The sequence below is a fragment of the Streptomyces sp. CA-210063 genome (genome assembly GCF_024612015.1).
In the GTDB taxonomy this organism is placed as follows: domain Bacteria; phylum Actinomycetota; class Actinomycetes; order Streptomycetales; family Streptomycetaceae; genus Streptomyces.
On sequence record NZ_CP102512.1, the window covers coordinates 10,783,700 to 10,801,010 of the forward strand.

Annotated in this window: 11 protein-coding genes; 7 read left to right on the plus strand and 4 right to left on the minus strand. The window is 70.0% G+C overall.

Features of this window, described 5'->3' with window-relative positions:
* Positions 1-87: 87 nt before the first annotated feature.
* Entirely contained in the window at positions 88-1,122 is a 1,035-nt protein-coding gene (locus tag JIX56_RS47235) for an FG-GAP and VCBS repeat-containing protein (protein WP_257550600.1), read from the plus strand.
* A complete protein-coding gene (locus JIX56_RS47240) occupies positions 1,119-1,532 on the plus strand; it encodes a hypothetical protein (RefSeq protein ID WP_257550602.1) in 414 nt (137 codons plus the stop codon). Before JIX56_RS47235 ends, JIX56_RS47240 begins: the two co-directional genes overlap by 4 nt.
* A 231-nt stretch (positions 1,533-1,763) precedes the next feature.
* Here the strand turns inward: JIX56_RS47240 and JIX56_RS47245 are convergent, their stop codons facing one another.
* From JIX56_RS47245 to JIX56_RS47260, 4 genes are all read right to left on the minus strand, one after another.
* Positions 1,764-3,260 (minus strand): family 43 glycosylhydrolase, encoded by a 1,497-nt coding sequence (locus JIX56_RS47245; RefSeq protein WP_257550604.1) that lies wholly within the window; start codon positions 3,258-3,260, stop codon positions 1,764-1,766.
* Positions 3,257-5,491, minus strand: a complete 2,235-nt coding sequence (locus JIX56_RS47250) for a discoidin domain-containing protein (RefSeq protein WP_257550606.1) — start codon at positions 5,489-5,491, stop codon at positions 3,257-3,259. The genes JIX56_RS47245 and JIX56_RS47250 overlap by 4 nt, the downstream gene beginning before the upstream one ends.
* A 27-nt stretch (positions 5,492-5,518) precedes the next feature.
* Complete coding sequence (locus JIX56_RS47255; RefSeq protein ID WP_257550608.1) at positions 5,519-6,508, minus strand: hypothetical protein; 990 nt, start codon at positions 6,506-6,508, stop codon at positions 5,519-5,521.
* 151 nt (positions 6,509-6,659) lie between these two features.
* The gene (locus JIX56_RS47260; protein WP_257550609.1) at positions 6,660-7,688 is read right to left on the minus strand and encodes a LacI family DNA-binding transcriptional regulator; all 1,029 of its coding nucleotides are present in this window, start codon (positions 7,686-7,688) and stop codon (positions 6,660-6,662) included.
* Between the two features lie 222 nt (positions 7,689-7,910).
* Between JIX56_RS47260 and JIX56_RS47265 the strand changes: the two genes are divergently transcribed.
* The 5 genes from JIX56_RS47265 (at position 7,911) to JIX56_RS47285 (ending at position 17,283) form a co-directional block, all read left to right on the plus strand.
* A complete protein-coding gene (locus tag JIX56_RS47265) occupies positions 7,911-9,227 on the plus strand; it encodes an ABC transporter substrate-binding protein (RefSeq protein ID WP_257550611.1) in 1,317 nt (438 codons plus the stop codon).
* Positions 9,228-9,296: 69 nt separating this feature from the next.
* On the plus strand, positions 9,297-10,262 hold the full coding sequence (locus tag JIX56_RS47270; protein WP_257550612.1) for a carbohydrate ABC transporter permease: 966 nt from the start codon (positions 9,297-9,299) through the stop codon (positions 10,260-10,262).
* Positions 10,263-10,291: 29 nt separating this feature from the next.
* Entirely contained in the window at positions 10,292-11,113 is an 822-nt protein-coding gene (locus tag JIX56_RS47275) for a carbohydrate ABC transporter permease (RefSeq protein ID WP_257550614.1), read from the plus strand.
* Positions 11,114-11,167: 54 nt separating this feature from the next.
* Positions 11,168-13,135 carry a glycoside hydrolase family 127 protein gene (locus JIX56_RS47280; RefSeq protein ID WP_257550616.1) on the plus strand — a complete coding sequence of 656 codons (1,968 nt, stop codon included), beginning with the start codon at positions 11,168-11,170 and terminating at the stop codon, positions 13,133-13,135.
* On the plus strand, positions 13,132-17,283 hold the full coding sequence (locus JIX56_RS47285; protein ID WP_257550618.1) for an Ig-like domain-containing protein: 4,152 nt from the start codon (positions 13,132-13,134) through the stop codon (positions 17,281-17,283). Before JIX56_RS47280 ends, JIX56_RS47285 begins: the two co-directional genes overlap by 4 nt.
* Positions 17,284-17,311: the final 28 nt, after the last annotated feature.

Below are 17,311 nucleotides of genomic sequence, written 5' to 3' on the forward strand. Positions count from 1 at the left end.
CGGGTCAAGGCCCTCTTCAGCCTCGTGCAACCCTTTGTGCACCAAGAGGGTCGTACGGGCGTCGGATCATCAGACGGGAGCATCACCTTGGCGCTTCGTACCCTGCCCGTGGCCACGGCAGCCGCCGCACTCGCCCTTGCCGTCGCCGGGCTCAACGCGCCCACGGCCGTCGCCGCGCCTTCCGGCCTGGCCGACGACTTCAACGGCGACGGCTACCGCGACCTCGCCATCGGGACGCCCAAGGCGAGCGGCGGCACGGTCACCGTCCTCTTCGGCTCGGCCGCCGGCGTCAGCCGGACCCGGTTCGTGAACGTCACCCAGAACACCCCCCGCGTGCCCGGCGCTTCGGAGAGCGTGGACAAGTTCGGCGAGAACGTCACCAGCGGCGACGTGAACGGCGACGGGTACGCCGACCTGATCGTCGGTGCGCCCGGCGAGGAGGTCACCGGCAAGCCGCGCGGCTCGGTGACGATCGTCTGGGGCGGCGCGAAGCCGTTCACCTCCGGCGGCATCTCGCTCACGGCCCCGACCGCCGGCGCGGCCGGTTTCGGAGAGGGCGCGGCCTTCGCCGACCTCGACGGGGACGGCAACGGCAACCTGACCGTCGTCGGCACCGACACCTTCTGGTGGTACGCCGACGGCGAGCCCACGCAGGACGGCGCGTTCGGCCCGGAAAGGGAGTTCCTGCCCGACGGCGTACAACTGGACGGCATCGTGGCCGGCCACTTCTCCTCCAAGGACGGCAGCAACGGTTTCGATTACGTCTTCCACGGCCGCCAGTACGATCTGGACGGCTCCCCGATGTCCGGCTACGTGGGCGTGCTGCGCGGTGGCCCCGGCGACATCGGCTCCTCCCACACGGTCCTCAGCGACGACGGGACGACCGGCTCCGCCGCGTGGTGGTCGTCGGCCGTCGCGACGGGCGACATCAACGGCGACGGGTACGACGACCTGGTCACCGCCGACGAGGCGGGCTCGAGGGCGGTTCGTTCATGGTGCGGTACGGCTCGGCGTCCGGTCTGCCGCTCAAGGGCCGCACGTACCACCAGGCCAGCCCCGGCGTCCCGGGCACCGACGAGGTCTACGACGCGTTCGGCTCGGCGCTCGCCCTGGGCGACGTGACCGGCGACGGCCGCGCGGACCTCGCGGTCGGCGCCCCGTACGAGGACGTGAACGGCAAGCGCAACGTCGGCAATGTCGTGCTCCTCAAGGGCGGTCCGGACGGCCTGACCACGGCCGGCGCACAGTCCTTCCACCAGGCCACGGCGGGTGTGCCGGGCGCGGCGGAGGCCGGAGACCACTTCGGTTCGTCGCTCCGCCTGCGCGACATCAACGGCAACGGCAAGGCCGACCTGGCGATCGGCGCGTTCGGCGAGGACGTCCTGCCGGCCGGCTACGACGACGGCGCGGCGGGGGTACTGCGGGGCGCGGCCTCCGGCCTTACGACGACCTCGGCGACGTCCTTCAACGCGACGGACTTCGGGTACCCGGTGGTGGCGGGCCGGAAGTTCGCGGACGTCTTGGCCCGCTGAGCTTCCCTCGCGGGGTCCATGCGCCGGGCGCACTGCGTCTCTCCATGCCCGGGGCGCGCGCAGCCGGATGCCACCACGCGGTGAACGCCGCCCTCGCCTCGGTCGGCCGCCACACCTGCACTCCGGGCACGGCGTGGACGAGGTCCCGGGCGGGCAGCCGGAAGCCGTTCGAGGCAGGTCACCAGCACCAGCGGGGCATCGCACCGGAGGCCCCGCTGATGACGGTGACGGTTACTCCCCTGACGGGGCCGTCAGCGGGACGCCCAGAGCCACCGGTGTACCGAAGTTCGGCGTGCCGTCGGCGTTCCAGGTGAACTTCTGCGCCCTCGTGGAGCGGTTCATGTCACAGCCGCCGCTCGCGGAGTTGTTGGCGTGGTAGACCATCCAGTCCTCGGTCCCGTCGGGCGACTTGAAGAAGCCGTTGTGGCCGGGGCCGTACACGCCGTTGGCATGGGAGCGCTGGAAGACCGGGTTCGGTGACTTGACCCACGAGGAGGAGCTGAGCGGGTCGCCGCCGTTGTAGGTGAGCATGCCCAGCTTGTAGTCGGGCGTGGAGCAGTGGCTCGCGGAGTAGACGATGAACGTCCTGCCGTTCCGTTGGAGCACCTCGGCGCCCTCGTTGACCGCGCCGCCCACCGTCTCCCAGCTGTAGGTCGGTGTGGACAGCACACGCCGGGTGCCGCTCGCGGTCCACGGGTTGGACAGCGGCCGGATGAACATGGGCTGCGAGCCGTTGTAGAAGGTGCCGAGGAGGTACAGCTTGCCGTTGAGCTGGAGGATGCCGGGATCAAGCTCCCAGGTGTTGTCCTGTGTCGGGTCGAGCAGGTCGGCCTTGAAGGTGTAGGGCCCCATCGGGTCCAGGCCGGCGCTCTCCAGTACATGGATGCGCTGGGTGCCCAGGTCGAACGGCTCCCGCCCGGCCGTGTAGTAGAAGTACCACCGCTTGCCGCCCGGGCCGTCGAGCAGATGGAACTCCGGGGCCCACATCGTGCCGGCCCCGTTGGGCCGGGTCAGGTTGAAGAGCACCTGTTCGTCGGCCGTGGCGAGCCCCGCCAGGGTTGGGGACTTGCGCATGGTGATCGTCGAGTTCCACGTCGTGGTGGCGAGGTAGTAGGAGCCGTCGTGGTACGTCAGCCACGGGTCGGGGCCGCGCTGGGCGAGCGGGTTGGTGAACGTGCCCGGGCTCGTGCCGCCCCCGGTGAAGCCGGGCAGTCGCCACACCCTGCCGTTCGCGGTGCCGCACGGCAGCTGCACCAGGTTGGTGTTCGACGCCGACGAACCGCCGCTCGGGGTGACGCACTTGCCCGAGCTGACGGAGACCAGGTTGAAAGTCTTGTCGGCGCCGCTCACCGACACCGCCACGAGCCGCCACTGCTGGTTCGTGGCGCCGTGGCAGGGCCACTGGATGATCGCCGCGTTGTCGGCCGTGGACGCGCCTGAGACGTCGACGCACTGGCCGGACCGGGTGGTGACCGTGTAGGTGTCGCCCGTCCCCGAGACCGGGGTGAAGCCGAGGGCCTGGCCGGCTTCGGAACCGCAGGTGAAGGCGCGCAGCTGAGTCCCGTTGGCCGACGAACCGTTCGGCAGATCCAGGCAGTTGCCGCCGTGCTGGTTCACGCCCGTCGAGGTGAACGTGACAGCGGCGGCGGCGGGCGGCGGCGCCACCAGGAAGGCGACCACCATGGTGAGTACGCCGATGAGCGCGGACAGGCATCTTGAACGAGTCACGGGCCGTACACCTTTGCTTCCAGGAGGCCGACGGAGTTGGTGCCGTTACTGGTGAGCTGCACACGCAGTCGCGTGGTGTTCGTGGCGGTGAACGTGACGGTGTTGTACTGGTTCTTGGCCAGCGGGTAGCCGCTCGCGCCGGGCACGTCGACGTAGGCGCTGCCGTTCCAGTACTGGAGCTTCCACGAGGCGGGCATGTCGATGCCCTGGTCGTCGTCGAAGAAGTACACCTCGGCCCTGTCGATCGTCTTCGCCGACGGCCAGGTCAGTTCGGCCCACTGCTGCCCGGTCTCCGGCCAGGTGCCCCAGCGCGGATTGACGGTGTCGTCGGACGAGGGCGGGTCGATCCCGTCGTTGACGGCGGTGACGCTCTCCCAGGAGGAGGTGTACGACGCGGACGCCGTCGCGGACGTCGCCAGGTTGGCCGGTGGCTGGAGACCGCCACGGTTGAAGATCTTCACCTCGGTGAGTCCCGTCTTGGCCCCGGAGGCGTTGGTGGCCAGGACACGAACGCGCTGGGCGCTGACCGCCGGGAACCGCACCAGGTTGTAATTGGCGCGTGGCGTTGCCGGGCCCTTGGTCTGGCCAGGCACGTTCAGCCACGAACTGCCGTTGTGATACTGGATGTCGTAGGCGGACGGGGCCCGGTAGGTGGTGCTCGCCGGGCGGCTGTCCTTGAAGTGCAGGCGCACCTCGTTGAACGTGCGTGCGGTGCCGAGGTTGAGCTCGTACCAGTCCTGACTGTTGGCGGAACCGCCGGCGCCCCAGAAGGGCTCGTTGGTGGGGTAGCCGTCGACCGCCCCCGAGACGTTGCTGCCGGAGCCGGTGTGGGAGGCGGACACCGTCGCCCCGGCGGCGAGGTTGGTCAGGTCGGCGGTCAGGTCGACGCCGGCCTTGGCGAACATGTCCACCAGCCGGGGGCTGTCCTGCACGACCTGGTTGGGCGCCTTGAGCCCGGGGACGGCGGTGTGGTGGGTGACCGAGCCGTTCGTGGTGACGTCACCGGTGGCGGGGTCCCACGTGAAGGGCACCAGCGAGCCGACGGTGGCGACCCGGTTGCCGTTGACGTAGATCGAGTAGCCCTCCGGGACCCCGGGGTAGCGCACGACCTTGTCGGCCGGGTCGTCCCAGACGATGGACAGGTCGGCGCCCCGGTAGCGGAGGTTGTTGACCGTGAAGTGACTCCAGCCGATGTCGATCGGCGAGAGCTCCACCTTGGCGTCATTGCGGGGCCGCAGACCGGCGACGTCCTCGATCACGGTCCAGTTGCTGCTGCCGAGGATGTTGTGGTGGATCCAGGACCGGTAGTTGACCGAGCTGCCGTTCCAGTCGGCCCAGAACTCGTTGGCGTCGGGCCACTGGGTGTTGCCGCCGACGTACTGCGCCCAGGCGTTCCAGTAGAGCAGCTTCTTGTAGTCGGTCGCGTTCATCCAGGAGTTGGGGTAGTTGCGCAGCACCGAGGAGTACAGCCGGAACTGGACGGTGGAGTTGATGGTGGAGAAGTTGTTGGAGCCGGGCTCCCCGGCGTCGGCCGCCGCCTTCTTGTCGACCTGGTTGGCCGTGTAGAAGGGGAAGACGGGGTACTGCGCCGGATCGTCGTACAGGCGCAGGGCCTGCTTGTACGTCGCCGTGTTGGGGACGGCGCCGACGGAGAACGGGTAGTAGTTGTTGATCTCCTTCCAGGGCACCCACTCGTTGGTCGACTTCAGCCGGTGCTCGAACAGCTGCCGGTTCGGGTTCCACAGCACGTTGACGATCGCGTCCTTGATCTGCGTCGCCAGCGTGCGCATCTCGGTGGCCTTGGCCGTGTTGCCCATCGCCTCGTACGCCTGCGCGGCGGCGAGCGCGCCGCTGTACTGGTACGCGGACTCGGCGCGGTCCATATTGCCGGGCTTCCAGTGGAAGGAGACCGCGTCGGCGTCGTTGCCGGTCAGGGCGCCCCAGTCGTACTCGATCAGCTTGTTGCCGTCGTGGTCGTAGTGTGCGAGCTGGCCCTTGACGTCGCCCTCTGCGTAGCGGGCCAGGTTGCCGGCGATCGCGGGCTGGCCGCCGTGAATCTGGTAGCTCTTCCAGGCCGCCTCGGCGATGTACTGGGTGTAGCTGTTGGACCAGTTCTCCGGGTCGCCCGGGTTGTCCAGGAACCGGCCGCCCTTGGAGGTCTGGCCGACGCTGAGCCAGTCGCCGTAGGCGTAGGCCGGGTTGCGTAGGTACTTGAGGTCGTCGATGTGCATGGGCTGGGTCAGCGCGATCGCGTTGTTTTAGCCGAGGACGCCCTCGGTGGAGGTCGGGAACTGGAAGGTCTGCCCGGGGATGTCGGCGTCGAGGTTGTTGAAGCGCATCAGCCACCAGCGGTAGTAGATGCTCTTCTTGATCGCGGCCTCGGGCACGTCGATGTAGGGCACGTTCCGCGCCCACCACAGGTTGTAGGCCTTGACGTGGGTCGCGAACGCGGTCGCGGGGGAGTGGCCCGCGTAGGCGTTGTACTCGGTGAGCGACTCGGGGATCTCGTCGGTGACGAAGCCCATGACCACCTTGGCGGTCACGGTGGCTCCGGCCGCGATGGTCACGGACCGGTTGAGGCCGCCGCTGGAGACGGAGAAACCGTCGCCGGTGAGCCGGGGACGGATGGAGGTGAGGTTGTTGAAGGCGTTCACCTGCCCGGTCAGCTCGCTGCCGGTGCCCGTGGTGGCGTACGGGGAGGTCGCCCGCAACTGCAGCGTGGTGGAGCCGCTGCCGTTGTTCTTGATCGACAGGTTGGTCACGGCGACGTTGTTGTCGGTGATGAACTTGGTCTGGTCGACGGTGATCGAGCCGCTGGTGTGCACGCTCTTCCAGTGGCTGGGCGCCTGCCAACGCTGGGAGACCTGTTCGGTGAAGGTGCCCGGGCTGATCGCGACCGTGTAGGCGTTGTTGTCGTTGACGCTCTCCCAGTAGGCGACCTTGCCGCCGAACCCGAGCCTGGAAGGATCGTGTTCCTTCATGAAGACGGCCCGCCCACGGCTCATCAGCCAGGGGCCGGCCGGGTCGTTGCCGGAGCGGGCCAGCAGGCGGTCCATCCAGAAGTCGGTTCCCGAACTCTCGGCGTCGTAGATGGCTTTCATCATGTCGCCCGTCGTGTGGGCGACGGGCGGTGCCGGGATCGCCGGTCCGCTGAAGGTGGGGAACCCGATGGTCTGCGCGGCGGAGGCCGGGGTCACGGAGCAGACGGAACACAGGATGAGCACGAGGGCGACGAGGAGGCGCTTCATGAGGGGCTCCCTCTCCGGTTGACGGATAACGGGCGCTGTCATGTGCCTGACATACGTGCGAGGAAACTGACCTAAAAGGTTTTCGCAACGTAGGAGCGCGCTGATGAGGTGTCAAGAGAGGGCGCGGGACGGGGAGCGGCGGCCTTTGATGTCAGGACAGTGGCGCCGTCGACCCCCTGATCACCACGCGGCAGGGCAGCGACTCGATCCCCGAGCGCCGGGCCCCGGAGATCGCGGTGAACAACGCGTGCGCGGCCGCGCGTCCGACCTGTTCCAGGTTCATGTCGACGCTGGTCAGCGGCGGGCGGGAGGAGGACGTCAGAACCTGCCAGTTGTCGAAGCCCATCACCGCCACGTCCTCCGGCACCCGGTGCCCCCGCTCGCGCAGCACGTCCATGACACCGCGGGCTATCTGGTCGCTGCCGCACAGCACCGCGTCCACGTCCGGGTGCCGGTCCAGCAGCAGCGCGGTGGCCGCTCGCCCCCAGCCCTCCGACCACGCCCCGAACCGCGGTTCGCCGACCAGGGTGAGACCGGCGTCGGCGAGCGCGGAGCGGGCGCCCTCGGCCCGTTCCCGCGCCGCGAGGTATCCGAGGTCGCCGGTGATGTGCGCGATCCGGGTCCGGCCGCAGGCGAGCAGGTGCTCCACCGCGATCCGGCCGGCGTCGACGTTGTCGCAGACGATGGACGGATCCGCCGGATCGTCCGACGGCGCGTACGCGTACACGACCGGGACGGGCAGCTCGCGGCCCAGCGAGGGCCGGGGGTCGGTCCGGCTGCCCACCACGATGAGGCCGTCGACCCGGCGCCCGAGCAGCGCTCGCACGTGGTGCTGTTCGCGGATCGTGTCCCCGCGGGCGTCGCACAGGAAGACCGCGACCTCGCCCGCGCCGAAGGCGTCCTCGGCGCCCATGAGGATCGGGATGCTGAAGCGGCCCTCGAGGTCGCTGGTGAGCAGGCCCACGGTGCCCGTCCGGCCGGCGAGCAGGCCGCGGGCCAGCTGGTTGGGCCGGAACGACAGCCGCTCGGCCGCCTCGATCACCCGCTGCCGGGTCTCGGCGCGCACCTGACTGCGGCCGTTGAGGGCCTTCGAGGCGGTGGCCATGGAGACGCCCGCCAGCCGCGCCACGTCGCCGAGCGTGGCGGGATGCGAACGAGAGGGGCCGGTGGCCTGTGTCATGAGGGTTCTCTCCTGTCTCGCGTCGCGTGCCGGGACCGTAACGGGCGGCACGTCGCGCCTAAAACCGTACGCGAGAAGTTTCGGCCCAGGTGTGCCGAGTGCGTTTCCGCAGGTTTCGGTGCGGCCCGTGTTGCCGTTCCGTTCAAGGGGATTGACGGGCAGTAAGCAGAGATCTAGCTTTCAGAAAGCCTTTTCGGTTCGTTTCTGTCGAGGGGGATCGTCATGCGCAGCACGACCGCACCACGTGGACAGATACGCCGACTCTTCACCGGTGCCGTCGCGTTGCTCGCCGCCGCGAGCCTCGTCACGGCATGCGGCTCGGGTGAGGACGGCTCGGGCGGCGGGGGAGGGGGCGGAGCGGCGGACGCGACGGGTGTCGACGACGGCAGCACGTTGACGATGTGGACACGTGCCGCCACCAGACCGCAGAGCGAGGCCCTCGTCAAGGCGTACAACGCCGGCCACAAGAACAAGATCGAACTCACCGTCATCCCCACCGACGACTACCAGGCCAAGGTCGGCGCCGCCGCGGGCTCCCGCGACCTCCCCGACCTGTTCGCCTCCGACGTGGTGTTCGTCCCCAACTACACATCCAGCCGGCTCTTCGCCGACCTCACCGAACGCGTCGACGCCCTCCCCTTCGCCGACGAACTGGCCCAGTCGCACATCGAGGCCGGTACGTACGAGGACAAGAAGTACGTCGTCCCGCACACCCTGGACCTGTCGGTGCTCTTCTACAACAAGGAGCTGTACCGGAAGGCGAAGCTCGACCCCGCGAAGCCGCCCACCACCCTGGCCGAGTGGGACCGGCAGGCACGGGCCGTGGACGCGCTGGGCGGAGACGTCGACGGCACCTTCTTCGGCGGCAACTGCGGCGGCTGCGGCGTCTTCACCTGGTGGCCGTCCATCTGGGCCGGGGGCGAGGACGTGCTGAACGAGGAGGGCACCGAGGCGAACCTCGACTCCGACACCGCGAAGAAGGTCTACGACACCTACCGCGGGTGGGTGAAGGACGACATCGTCGCCCCCGGCGCGCGCGACGAGACCGGCGCGACCTGGACCGGTGTCTTCCCGAAGGGCACGGTGGGCGTGATGCCCATGCCGTCCACCACCCTGGGCCTGATGCCCGAGGACCTCGACCTCGGTGTCGCGCCCATCCCAGGACCCGACGGCGGCAAGTCCACCTTCGTCGGCGGTGACGCCGTCGGCATCTCCGCCACCAGCAAGAAGGCCGACCAGGCCTGGAACTTCCTCGCCTGGTCCCTGGGCGACGAGGCCCAGGTCGACGTGGTCGCCGCGCACAAGGACGTGGTGGCGCGCACCGACCTCGCGTCCAACAAGTACTCCGACGCGGACCCCCGCCTGGTCACCATCAACCAGTTGGTGGCGGACGGCCGCACCCCGTACGCGCTGAAGTTCGGGCAGACCTTCAACGACCCCAACGGGCCCTGGCTCAGCCTGATGCGCGACGCCGTCTTCGGCGACGGGTCGTCCGTGGAGAAGGACAACAAGGCGGTCACCGCCTCGCTGGCCGACTGACCGGCACCCGGCACCTGTACCCCCGGTCCCAAGGCACACCCCTCCCACCTCACACGGCAGAGGAGAGCCATGCAGCTGAAGGCGCCCGACCGAGCGGCCGCCGAGCACCGGGCCCCACCGCGACGCCAGGCAGGCCGCCCCCGTCCGTCCGTGGCCCGGTGGTGGCGGTCCCGCAAGGTCCAGGGGCTCGGCTACGCCGCACCCACGGCCCTGTTCGTCGCGGTGTTCTTCGTGCTGCCCCTGCTGCTCGTCGGGCAGATGTCGCTCAGCGACTGGCCGCTGCTCGCGGGCGACCAGGGGGGCAACGCCCCCGAGAACTACAGCGACATCACCGACAGCCCCTTGTTCTGGCCCGCCGTCCGCTTCACCCTCCTCTACACCGCGATCGTCACGGTCCTCCTGCTCGGCCTGGCGCTTCTGCTGGCCCTGCTGGTGCAGGAGTCCCGCCCCGGCGCCGGCTTCTTCCGCACGGTCTACTTCCTGCCCGGCGCTCTGGGACTGGCCTCCGCGTCCCTGCTGTTCTGGGGCCTGTACAGCCCCACCACCGGCCCGCTCAGCAGCACCCTGGAGAAGCTCGGCCTCGTCGACGACCCGCTCTCCTTCCTCGGCACGCCGACCTCCGCCCTGCTGTCGACGGTGTTCCTCGTCGTCTGGAAGTTCGCCGGCTTCTACATGCTGATCCTGCTCGTGGGCCTCCAGCGCATCCCCCAGGAGGTCTACGAGGCGGCACGGATGGACGGCGCGAGCCGGGCCCAGATCTTCCGCAGCATCACCCTGCCCCTGCTGCGGCCCTCGCTCGCCCTGTCGCTGCTGCTGTGCGTGACCGGGTCGCTGCTCGCGTTCGACCAGTTCTTCGTCCTCACCAAGGGCGGACCGGACAACAGCACCGTCACCGTCGTGCAGTTGATCTACCGCGAGGCGTTCCAGCGGATGGACCTCGGCACCGCGGCGGCCCTGTCGATCGTCGTGCTCGCCGCGCTGCTGCTGCTCAACGCCGCGCAGTTCCGCGGTCTGCGCCGCGCCGACGCGTCATGACCACCCCCACTCGACGAAGGGACACCACGGTGCCCACCCGCGCCCTCGGCCGGACGCCGTACTACGTCGTCGCCGGAGGTCTGGCCGTCATCTTCCTCTTCCCCCTGCTGTGGAACGCCTGGGCGTCGGTCAGCGCACAGCCGGGCACCGCGCAGGAGTCCGGCTACGGCTTCGGCAACTACCGCACGCTGCTCGACTACGACGCCGGCCTGTGGCGGTACCTCCTCAACAGCACCGTCGTCTCCGCGCTGACCGTCGCCCTGACCCTCGGGGTGTCACTGCTCGGGGGATACGCCTTCGCCCGCTTCGACTTCCCCGGCAAGAACCTGTTGTTCCTGCTCACGCTGGCGATCCTCATGGTCCCGTACGCCACCCTGCTCATCCCGCTCTACGTGCTGCTCGGCAGGCTCCACCTGCAGAACTCACTGATCGGGCTCAGCCTGGTGCTCGCCATGTTCCAACTGCCGTTCGCCACCTTCATGATGCGGATCTCCTTCGAGGCGGTACCGCGCGAACTGGAGGAGTCGGCGCTCGTCGACGGCTGCGGCACCGCGGGCGCGCTGCGCCGCGTCCTCCTCCCGGCGGTGCGGCCGGGGCTGATCACCGTGGGGCTGTTCGCCTTCCTCGCGGCCTGGAACGACTTCATCGCACCCCTGATCCTCATCTCCGACAGTGAGAAGGCGCCCCTGCCGCTGGCCGTCGCCAACCTGCGCCAGCAGAGCATGGGCGCCGTCGACTACGGCGCCACCGAGGCGGGCGTGGTGGTCCTCGCCGTCCCCTGCCTCCTGCTCTTCCTGCTGCTGCAACGGCACTACGTACGCGGCTTCATGTCCGGCGCGCTCAAGGGCTGAAGCACCCGCCGACACACACAGACGACCGAAGGGACGAACCGAAGGCATGAACTGGTGAGGGAGAACACGGAGCGGTCATCCGTCCTGCCGGTGGCGCCGAGCCGGGGACGGCTGCGGCCGCTCGGACTCGACGAGGTCCAGATCACCGGGGGCTTCTGGGACCGGCGCCGGCAGGTCAACGCGATCGCCACACTCGACCACTGCCGTGACTGGATGGAACGCGCCGGCTGGATCGGCAACTTCTCCGCCGCCGTCGAGGGCCGCATCCACCGGGACCGGCGCGGCCGCGAGTTCGCCGACTCCGACGTCTACAAGCTGCTCGAAGCGATGGCGTGGGCGGCCGGTTCCGGCGCCGGCACCGGGCTCGACGCGCAGATCGCCGCACTCACCGAGACCATCGCCCCCGCCCAGGAACCCGACGGCTACCTCAGCACGGCTTTCGGCCGCCCCGGGCAGCAGCCCCGCTACAGCGACCTCCCATGGGGCCACGAGCTGTACTGCTACGGGCACCTGATCCAGGCGGGCGTGGCCCAGACGCGGGCCCGCGGCGAGAGCGAGCTGGCGAAGATCGCCCGACGTGCCGCCGACCACGTCTGCGCCACCTTCGGCCCCGGCGGCATCGAGGGCGTCTGCGGGCACCCGGAGATCGAGACGGCCCTGGTCGAACTGGCCCGGACGACGGGGGAGCAGCGCTACCTCGACCAGGCCGCGCTCTTCGTCGACCGCCGCGGCCATGGCGCGCTCGCCGACATCGAGTTCGGCCGCGCCTACTTCCAGGACGACGTACCCGTCCGCGAGGCCACCGTCCTGCGCGGGCACGCCGTCCGCGCCCTCTACCTCGCGGCCGGAGCCGTCGACGTGGCCGTCGAGACCGGCGACGAGGACCTGCTCGCCGCGGTCGTACGACAGTGGGAGACGACCGTCGCCCGCCGCACCTACCTGACCGGTGGCATGGGCTCGCACCACCGCGACGAGTCCTTCGGCGACGACTTCGTGCTGCCACCCGACCGCGCCTACGCGGAGACCTGCGCCGGCGTCGCCTCCGTGATGCTCAGCTGGCGGCTCCTGCTCGCCACCGGTGACCCGCGCTACGCCGACCTCGCCGAGCGCACCCTGTTCAACGTGGTGGCGACCTCCCCGTCCGAGGACGGCCGGGCGTTCTTCTACGCCAACACCCTGCACCGGCGCCGCCGGGGCACCGTGTCCCCGGCGGACGCCGAGAGCCCGCGCGCCGAGTCGAGCCTGCGCGCTCCCTGGTTCGCGGTGTCCTGTTGCCCGACCAACGTGGCCCGGACCCTGGCCCAGCTCCCCGCGTACCTCGCCACGGCCGATGACCACGGCATCCAGCTGCACCAGTACGCCGACGCGGAGATCGCCACCTCCCTCGCCGGGGGCCGGGACGTCGCGCTGCGGGTCCGCACCGACTACCCGTCCGGCGGCTGCGTGACCGTGCGGATCGGCCGGTCCCCGGCCCACCCGTGGACGCTGTCCCTGCGCGTCCCCGCGTGGACGCGGGGCACCACCGCGTGGCTGGCCGACCCCGACGGGGTACGTCGAGCCGTGGCGCCGGGCACGGCGGAGGTCACCCGGGTCTTCCGGCCCGGCGACGAGATACGGCTCGACCTGCCCATGGCCCCGCGCTGGATCGGGGCCGACCCGCGCGTCGACGCGGTGCGCGGGACGGTGGCCGTCCAGCGGGGGCCGCTGGTGTACTGCGCCGAGTCCGTGGACCTGCCGGGAGGGCGCGAGGTCGACGCCGTACGGGTGGATCCGTCCGCCGAACCCGAGGACGGGCCGGACGACACCGTTGTCGCACCCGGTGAACTCGCCGTACCCGGTCAACCGGACGGCGCCGCCTGGCCGTACAGGCCGCTTGCCGAAGCATCCGCTTCCGCCGCCGAAGGCACGGCGGGGATCGTCCTGGTGCCCTACCACTCCTGGGCGAACCGCGGCCCCTCGACGATGCGGGTGTGGCTGCCGACCACCGAACCGCGCGCAACGCCTCCCGGGAGACAGTCATGAACGGACCGTGGAGAAGACGGCACCACCGCACCGCCCTGGCCGGAACGCTGGCCCTGGGGCTGCTGGCCTCGCTCGCCGCCGTCTCGCCCGCAGCGGCGGACAACGCGGACATCGGCTACCCGGTCTACTCCGGATCCGCCGACCCCGTACCGGAGTTACCGGCCGGCTTCACGACCCACCGCACGCTGCGCGCCCAGTACGAGGCCGACCGGAAGGCGGGGAACGGCACCGACTTCTGGATGGACCGCATGCTGGCCCGCAAGGGCGAGGACCCGGCGGGAGACTGGCTGTTCACGCGCGGCCGGGCGGTGTTCATGAAGGAACACGAACCGGCGCGGCTCGGGTTCGCCGGCAAGGTCGCGTACTGGGAGAGCATCGACAACCGGTCGGCGTACACCGTGAACCTGTCCGTGGACGGCGAGAACCTGACCCTGCGGGAGAACACCGAGTCCCGCACACAGACCCCCAGCCACTGGCGCAGCGAGTTCACCCACGAGGCCACCGGGCTGAAGATCACGCAGACCAAGTTCATCACCGACGCCAACGTCGCCGTGACCAACCTGGCCGTCGGCAACACCGGTTCGGCGAGTCACCAGGTCGTCCTGCGCGCTTCGTCCCCGTACACGACGACCGCCGAAGGCCGTGAACTCACCGGCGCCGTGGCGGCGAAGAACAACCTCACCACCGTCTACCCCCGGCTCAGCGGCGACGGCTTCGCACCCGAGGGCCCCGAGGGCGAGGCTCTGACCCGCACCCTCACCGTGCCCGCGGGCCGCACGCTCACCACCAAGGTACAACTCGGCTTCGTCACCGAGGAGATCGCCCGCTCGCGCACCGAGTACGCCGCCGTGCGCACCGCGACCGCGGCCACCGCCTTCCGCGACCACGTACAGGCCTACAACCGTTGGTGGGCGCAGAACCTGCCCTACCTCGACGTCCCCGACGACAACATCGAGAAGACGCTGTACTACCGCTGGTGGCTGCTGCGTTACAACTACCTCGACGCCGACATCCCGGGCAACGACTACCAGTTCCCCACCTCCATGGAGGGCGTGCTCGGCTACAACAACGCCATCGCCCTGACGGTCGGCATGTTCGTCGACGACCTCAAGTACCTGCGCGACCCCGGCTACGCGTACGGCCCCTGGGTGTCGGCCGGCGAGGTCTCGAAGAGCAACAAGTACATCGACAACCCGGGCGACCCGGAGAACTGGTCCAACAGCTACACCCAGTACATCTCCGAGGCGGCCTGGCGCTCCTACCAGGTGCACGGCGGGCCCGACGGCATCGCGCGCAACCTCGCGCGGTACGCGGAGAACGACGTCCGAGGCCAGCTGGAGAACTACGACCACGACGGCAACGGGCTGATCGAGTACGACTGGGGTGCCATGACCGGCAACGACGCCGACGCGGTGTCGTTCGACTGGAAGCCGGGGAACCTGGACCGCGCCGAGTCGGCGTACGTCCACAGCAACGCCACGGCGGCGGCCCGCGCGTACGACCTGCTCGGTGAGAGCGCGAAGGCCGACGAGATGCGCCAGATCGCGCAGCGCGTCAAGGACGGCGTCCTGAAGTACCTGTGGGATCCCAAGGACAAGCTGCTCAAGCACCGGCACGTGGCCAGCGACACCCTGGTGCCCTGGAAGGAGATCAACAACTACTACCCGTACAGCGTGGGCCTGATGCCCACGGCGGACGAGGACCCGCAGTACCTCGAAGCCCTGCGGCTGTGGGCGGACGACAAGCAGTACCCGGTCTTCCCGTTCTTCACCGCCAACCAGGCCGACAAGGCGGAGGCGGCCGGGCAGGGGCACCCGGGGAGCAACAACTTCTCCGTCATCAACTCCACCGTCACCTTCCGCTTCCTCTCCTCGGTGCTGCGGAAGTACCCGAACAAGTACATCGACAACAGCTGGTACAAGAAGCTGCTGTCGTGGAACGCCTGGGCCCACTACGTCGACGGCGACAACCGGTGGCCCGACCAGAACGAGTTCTGGTCCGACGGCAGTGCCGACCCGCAGAAGATCGGCTACCGGTCCTGGATCCACCACACCATCCTCGGCACCACCAACTGGACCGTGATCGAGGACGCCATGGGCTTCCGGCCGCGCGACGACCGCAAGATCGAGCTGTGGCCGATCGACGTCGACTGGCCCCACTTCGCCGTCACCGACATCAACTATCGCGGCACCGACGTGGCCGTGCTGTGGGACGAACCCGGCGACGGGAAACGGCCGTACGGCAAGCGGGTCCCCGAGGGGTACTCCCTCTACCTCGACGGGAAGCTCGCCCTCACCGCCGACCGCCTCACCCACCTCGTCTACGACCCCGTCACCCGCAAGGTCACCTTCCCCGACGGCGGCGGGGCCACGGCCCGGACCACCGGTCTGCGTACGACCGTTGCCGAGCCGAGGGATGTCGCGTACGGCCCGAAGGACCGGGTCACCGACCTCTTCGCCAAGGCGGGCCGCGACCTGACAGGCACGGCGAAGGACAACCTCGCCGCCGGCGCCACCGCCCGCGCCTCTCATGAGACTCAGGGGAGGGGAGTGTCCGGAGCGGTCGACGGTTTCACCGTCAACGAGCCCTTCTGGGGCGCCCGCGGCTCGGGCAACGCCGAGGACTGGTACGAGATCGACTTCGGACGGCCTCGCAAGGTCGACGACGTCCGCCTGTACTTCTACAGCGACAAACGGCCGGGCGGATACGCCGAGCCCGCCCTCTACACCGTGCAGTACCAGGACGGCGGCGGGCAGTGGAAGGACGTGACCGGACCCGTCAAGTCGCCGGTCAACCCGAGGGCCAACCTCAACGAGGTGCGCTTTCGGAAGGTGACCACCGAGAAGCTGCGGGTGCTGATGCGCCACCGGGACGGTCACACCAGCGGACTGAAGGAGATCCAGGCGTTCGCCACGGGAGTCAGGCTCCCCGCGGCCCGGAACCAGCCCCCGTACGTCGAGGCGTGGCGGGACACCACGTACAGCCGGCCGGGCCAGGTCAGGCTCACGGGAATCGTCGAGGACGACGGTCTTCCGGAGCGCAAGCTCTCCGCCTCCTGGAAGGCTGTGGACGGCCCGGAGGACGGCACCCTCATCCTCGACACCCCGACCGCCCCGACCACCGTCGCCCGATTCACCAAGGCGGGCACCTACACCCTGGAACTCACCGCCGACGACGGCGCCTCGCAGTCGTCGAAGAAGGTCGTGGTGAAGGCGGAGGGTCTCTCCGAGGGCCAGGTCAACGTGGCGCAGTCCGCCACACCCACCGCGTCCTACACCTCGGGCTGGGAGTCGGTCGCCGCGATCAACGACGGCCGCGAACCCGCCTCGTCCTCCGACGCACCGCGCTGGGGCAGCTGGCCCCAGAAGGGCACCCAGTGGGTCCAGTACACCTGGGACGACCCCGTCCGCGTCGACGGCTCCGACCTGTACTTCTTCCGCGACGCCCAGCCGGGCGCGGCCGACGGCGTCGGAGTCCCCGCCTCCTGGGTCATCGAGTACCGCGACGGCGACACCTGGCGCGAGGTCGCCTCGCCCAGCGGCTACGGCACCGACGAGGACCGCTACAACCGGACCACCTTCACCCCGGTCACCACCACGGCCCTGCGCGCCCGGCTGACCGGACACCCCGACCTGGCTCTCGGCGTGCAGGAGTGGAAGGTGTACGCCGAGACACCGGAGGCCGTGCGCGAGGTCCATGTCCCCACCCCGCGCGGCAAGCTCCCCGAACTGCCCGGTGAGGTGACCCTGGTCTACTCCGACGGCTCCACGGCCCGCTCGCCCGTGGCCTGGCCCGCCCTCACCGAGGAGCAGGTCGCCCAGGGCGGCACCAGCGTACGGATCACCGGGCTCGCCGACCGGACCGCACAGCCCGTCACCGCGACCGTGTGGGTGCGCCAGACCGACGCGGTCGAGATCACCAGCCTCGCGGAGGAGCGGGTCACCACCCGGGCCGGCCGGGCGCCCACGCTTCCGGACACCGTCGTCGCCACCTACAACGACGGCTCCAAGGACAGCCGTGTCCCCGTGACCTGGGACCCGGTGGATCCGGACCGCTACGCCGGCCCGGGGACCTTCGAGGTGAAGGGAACCGTGGCGGGCACCACCTACCGGGCCACGGCGACCGTCACCGTGACCGCCGCCTCATGACGCCGCCCATCGGCCACCCCCACCGCCC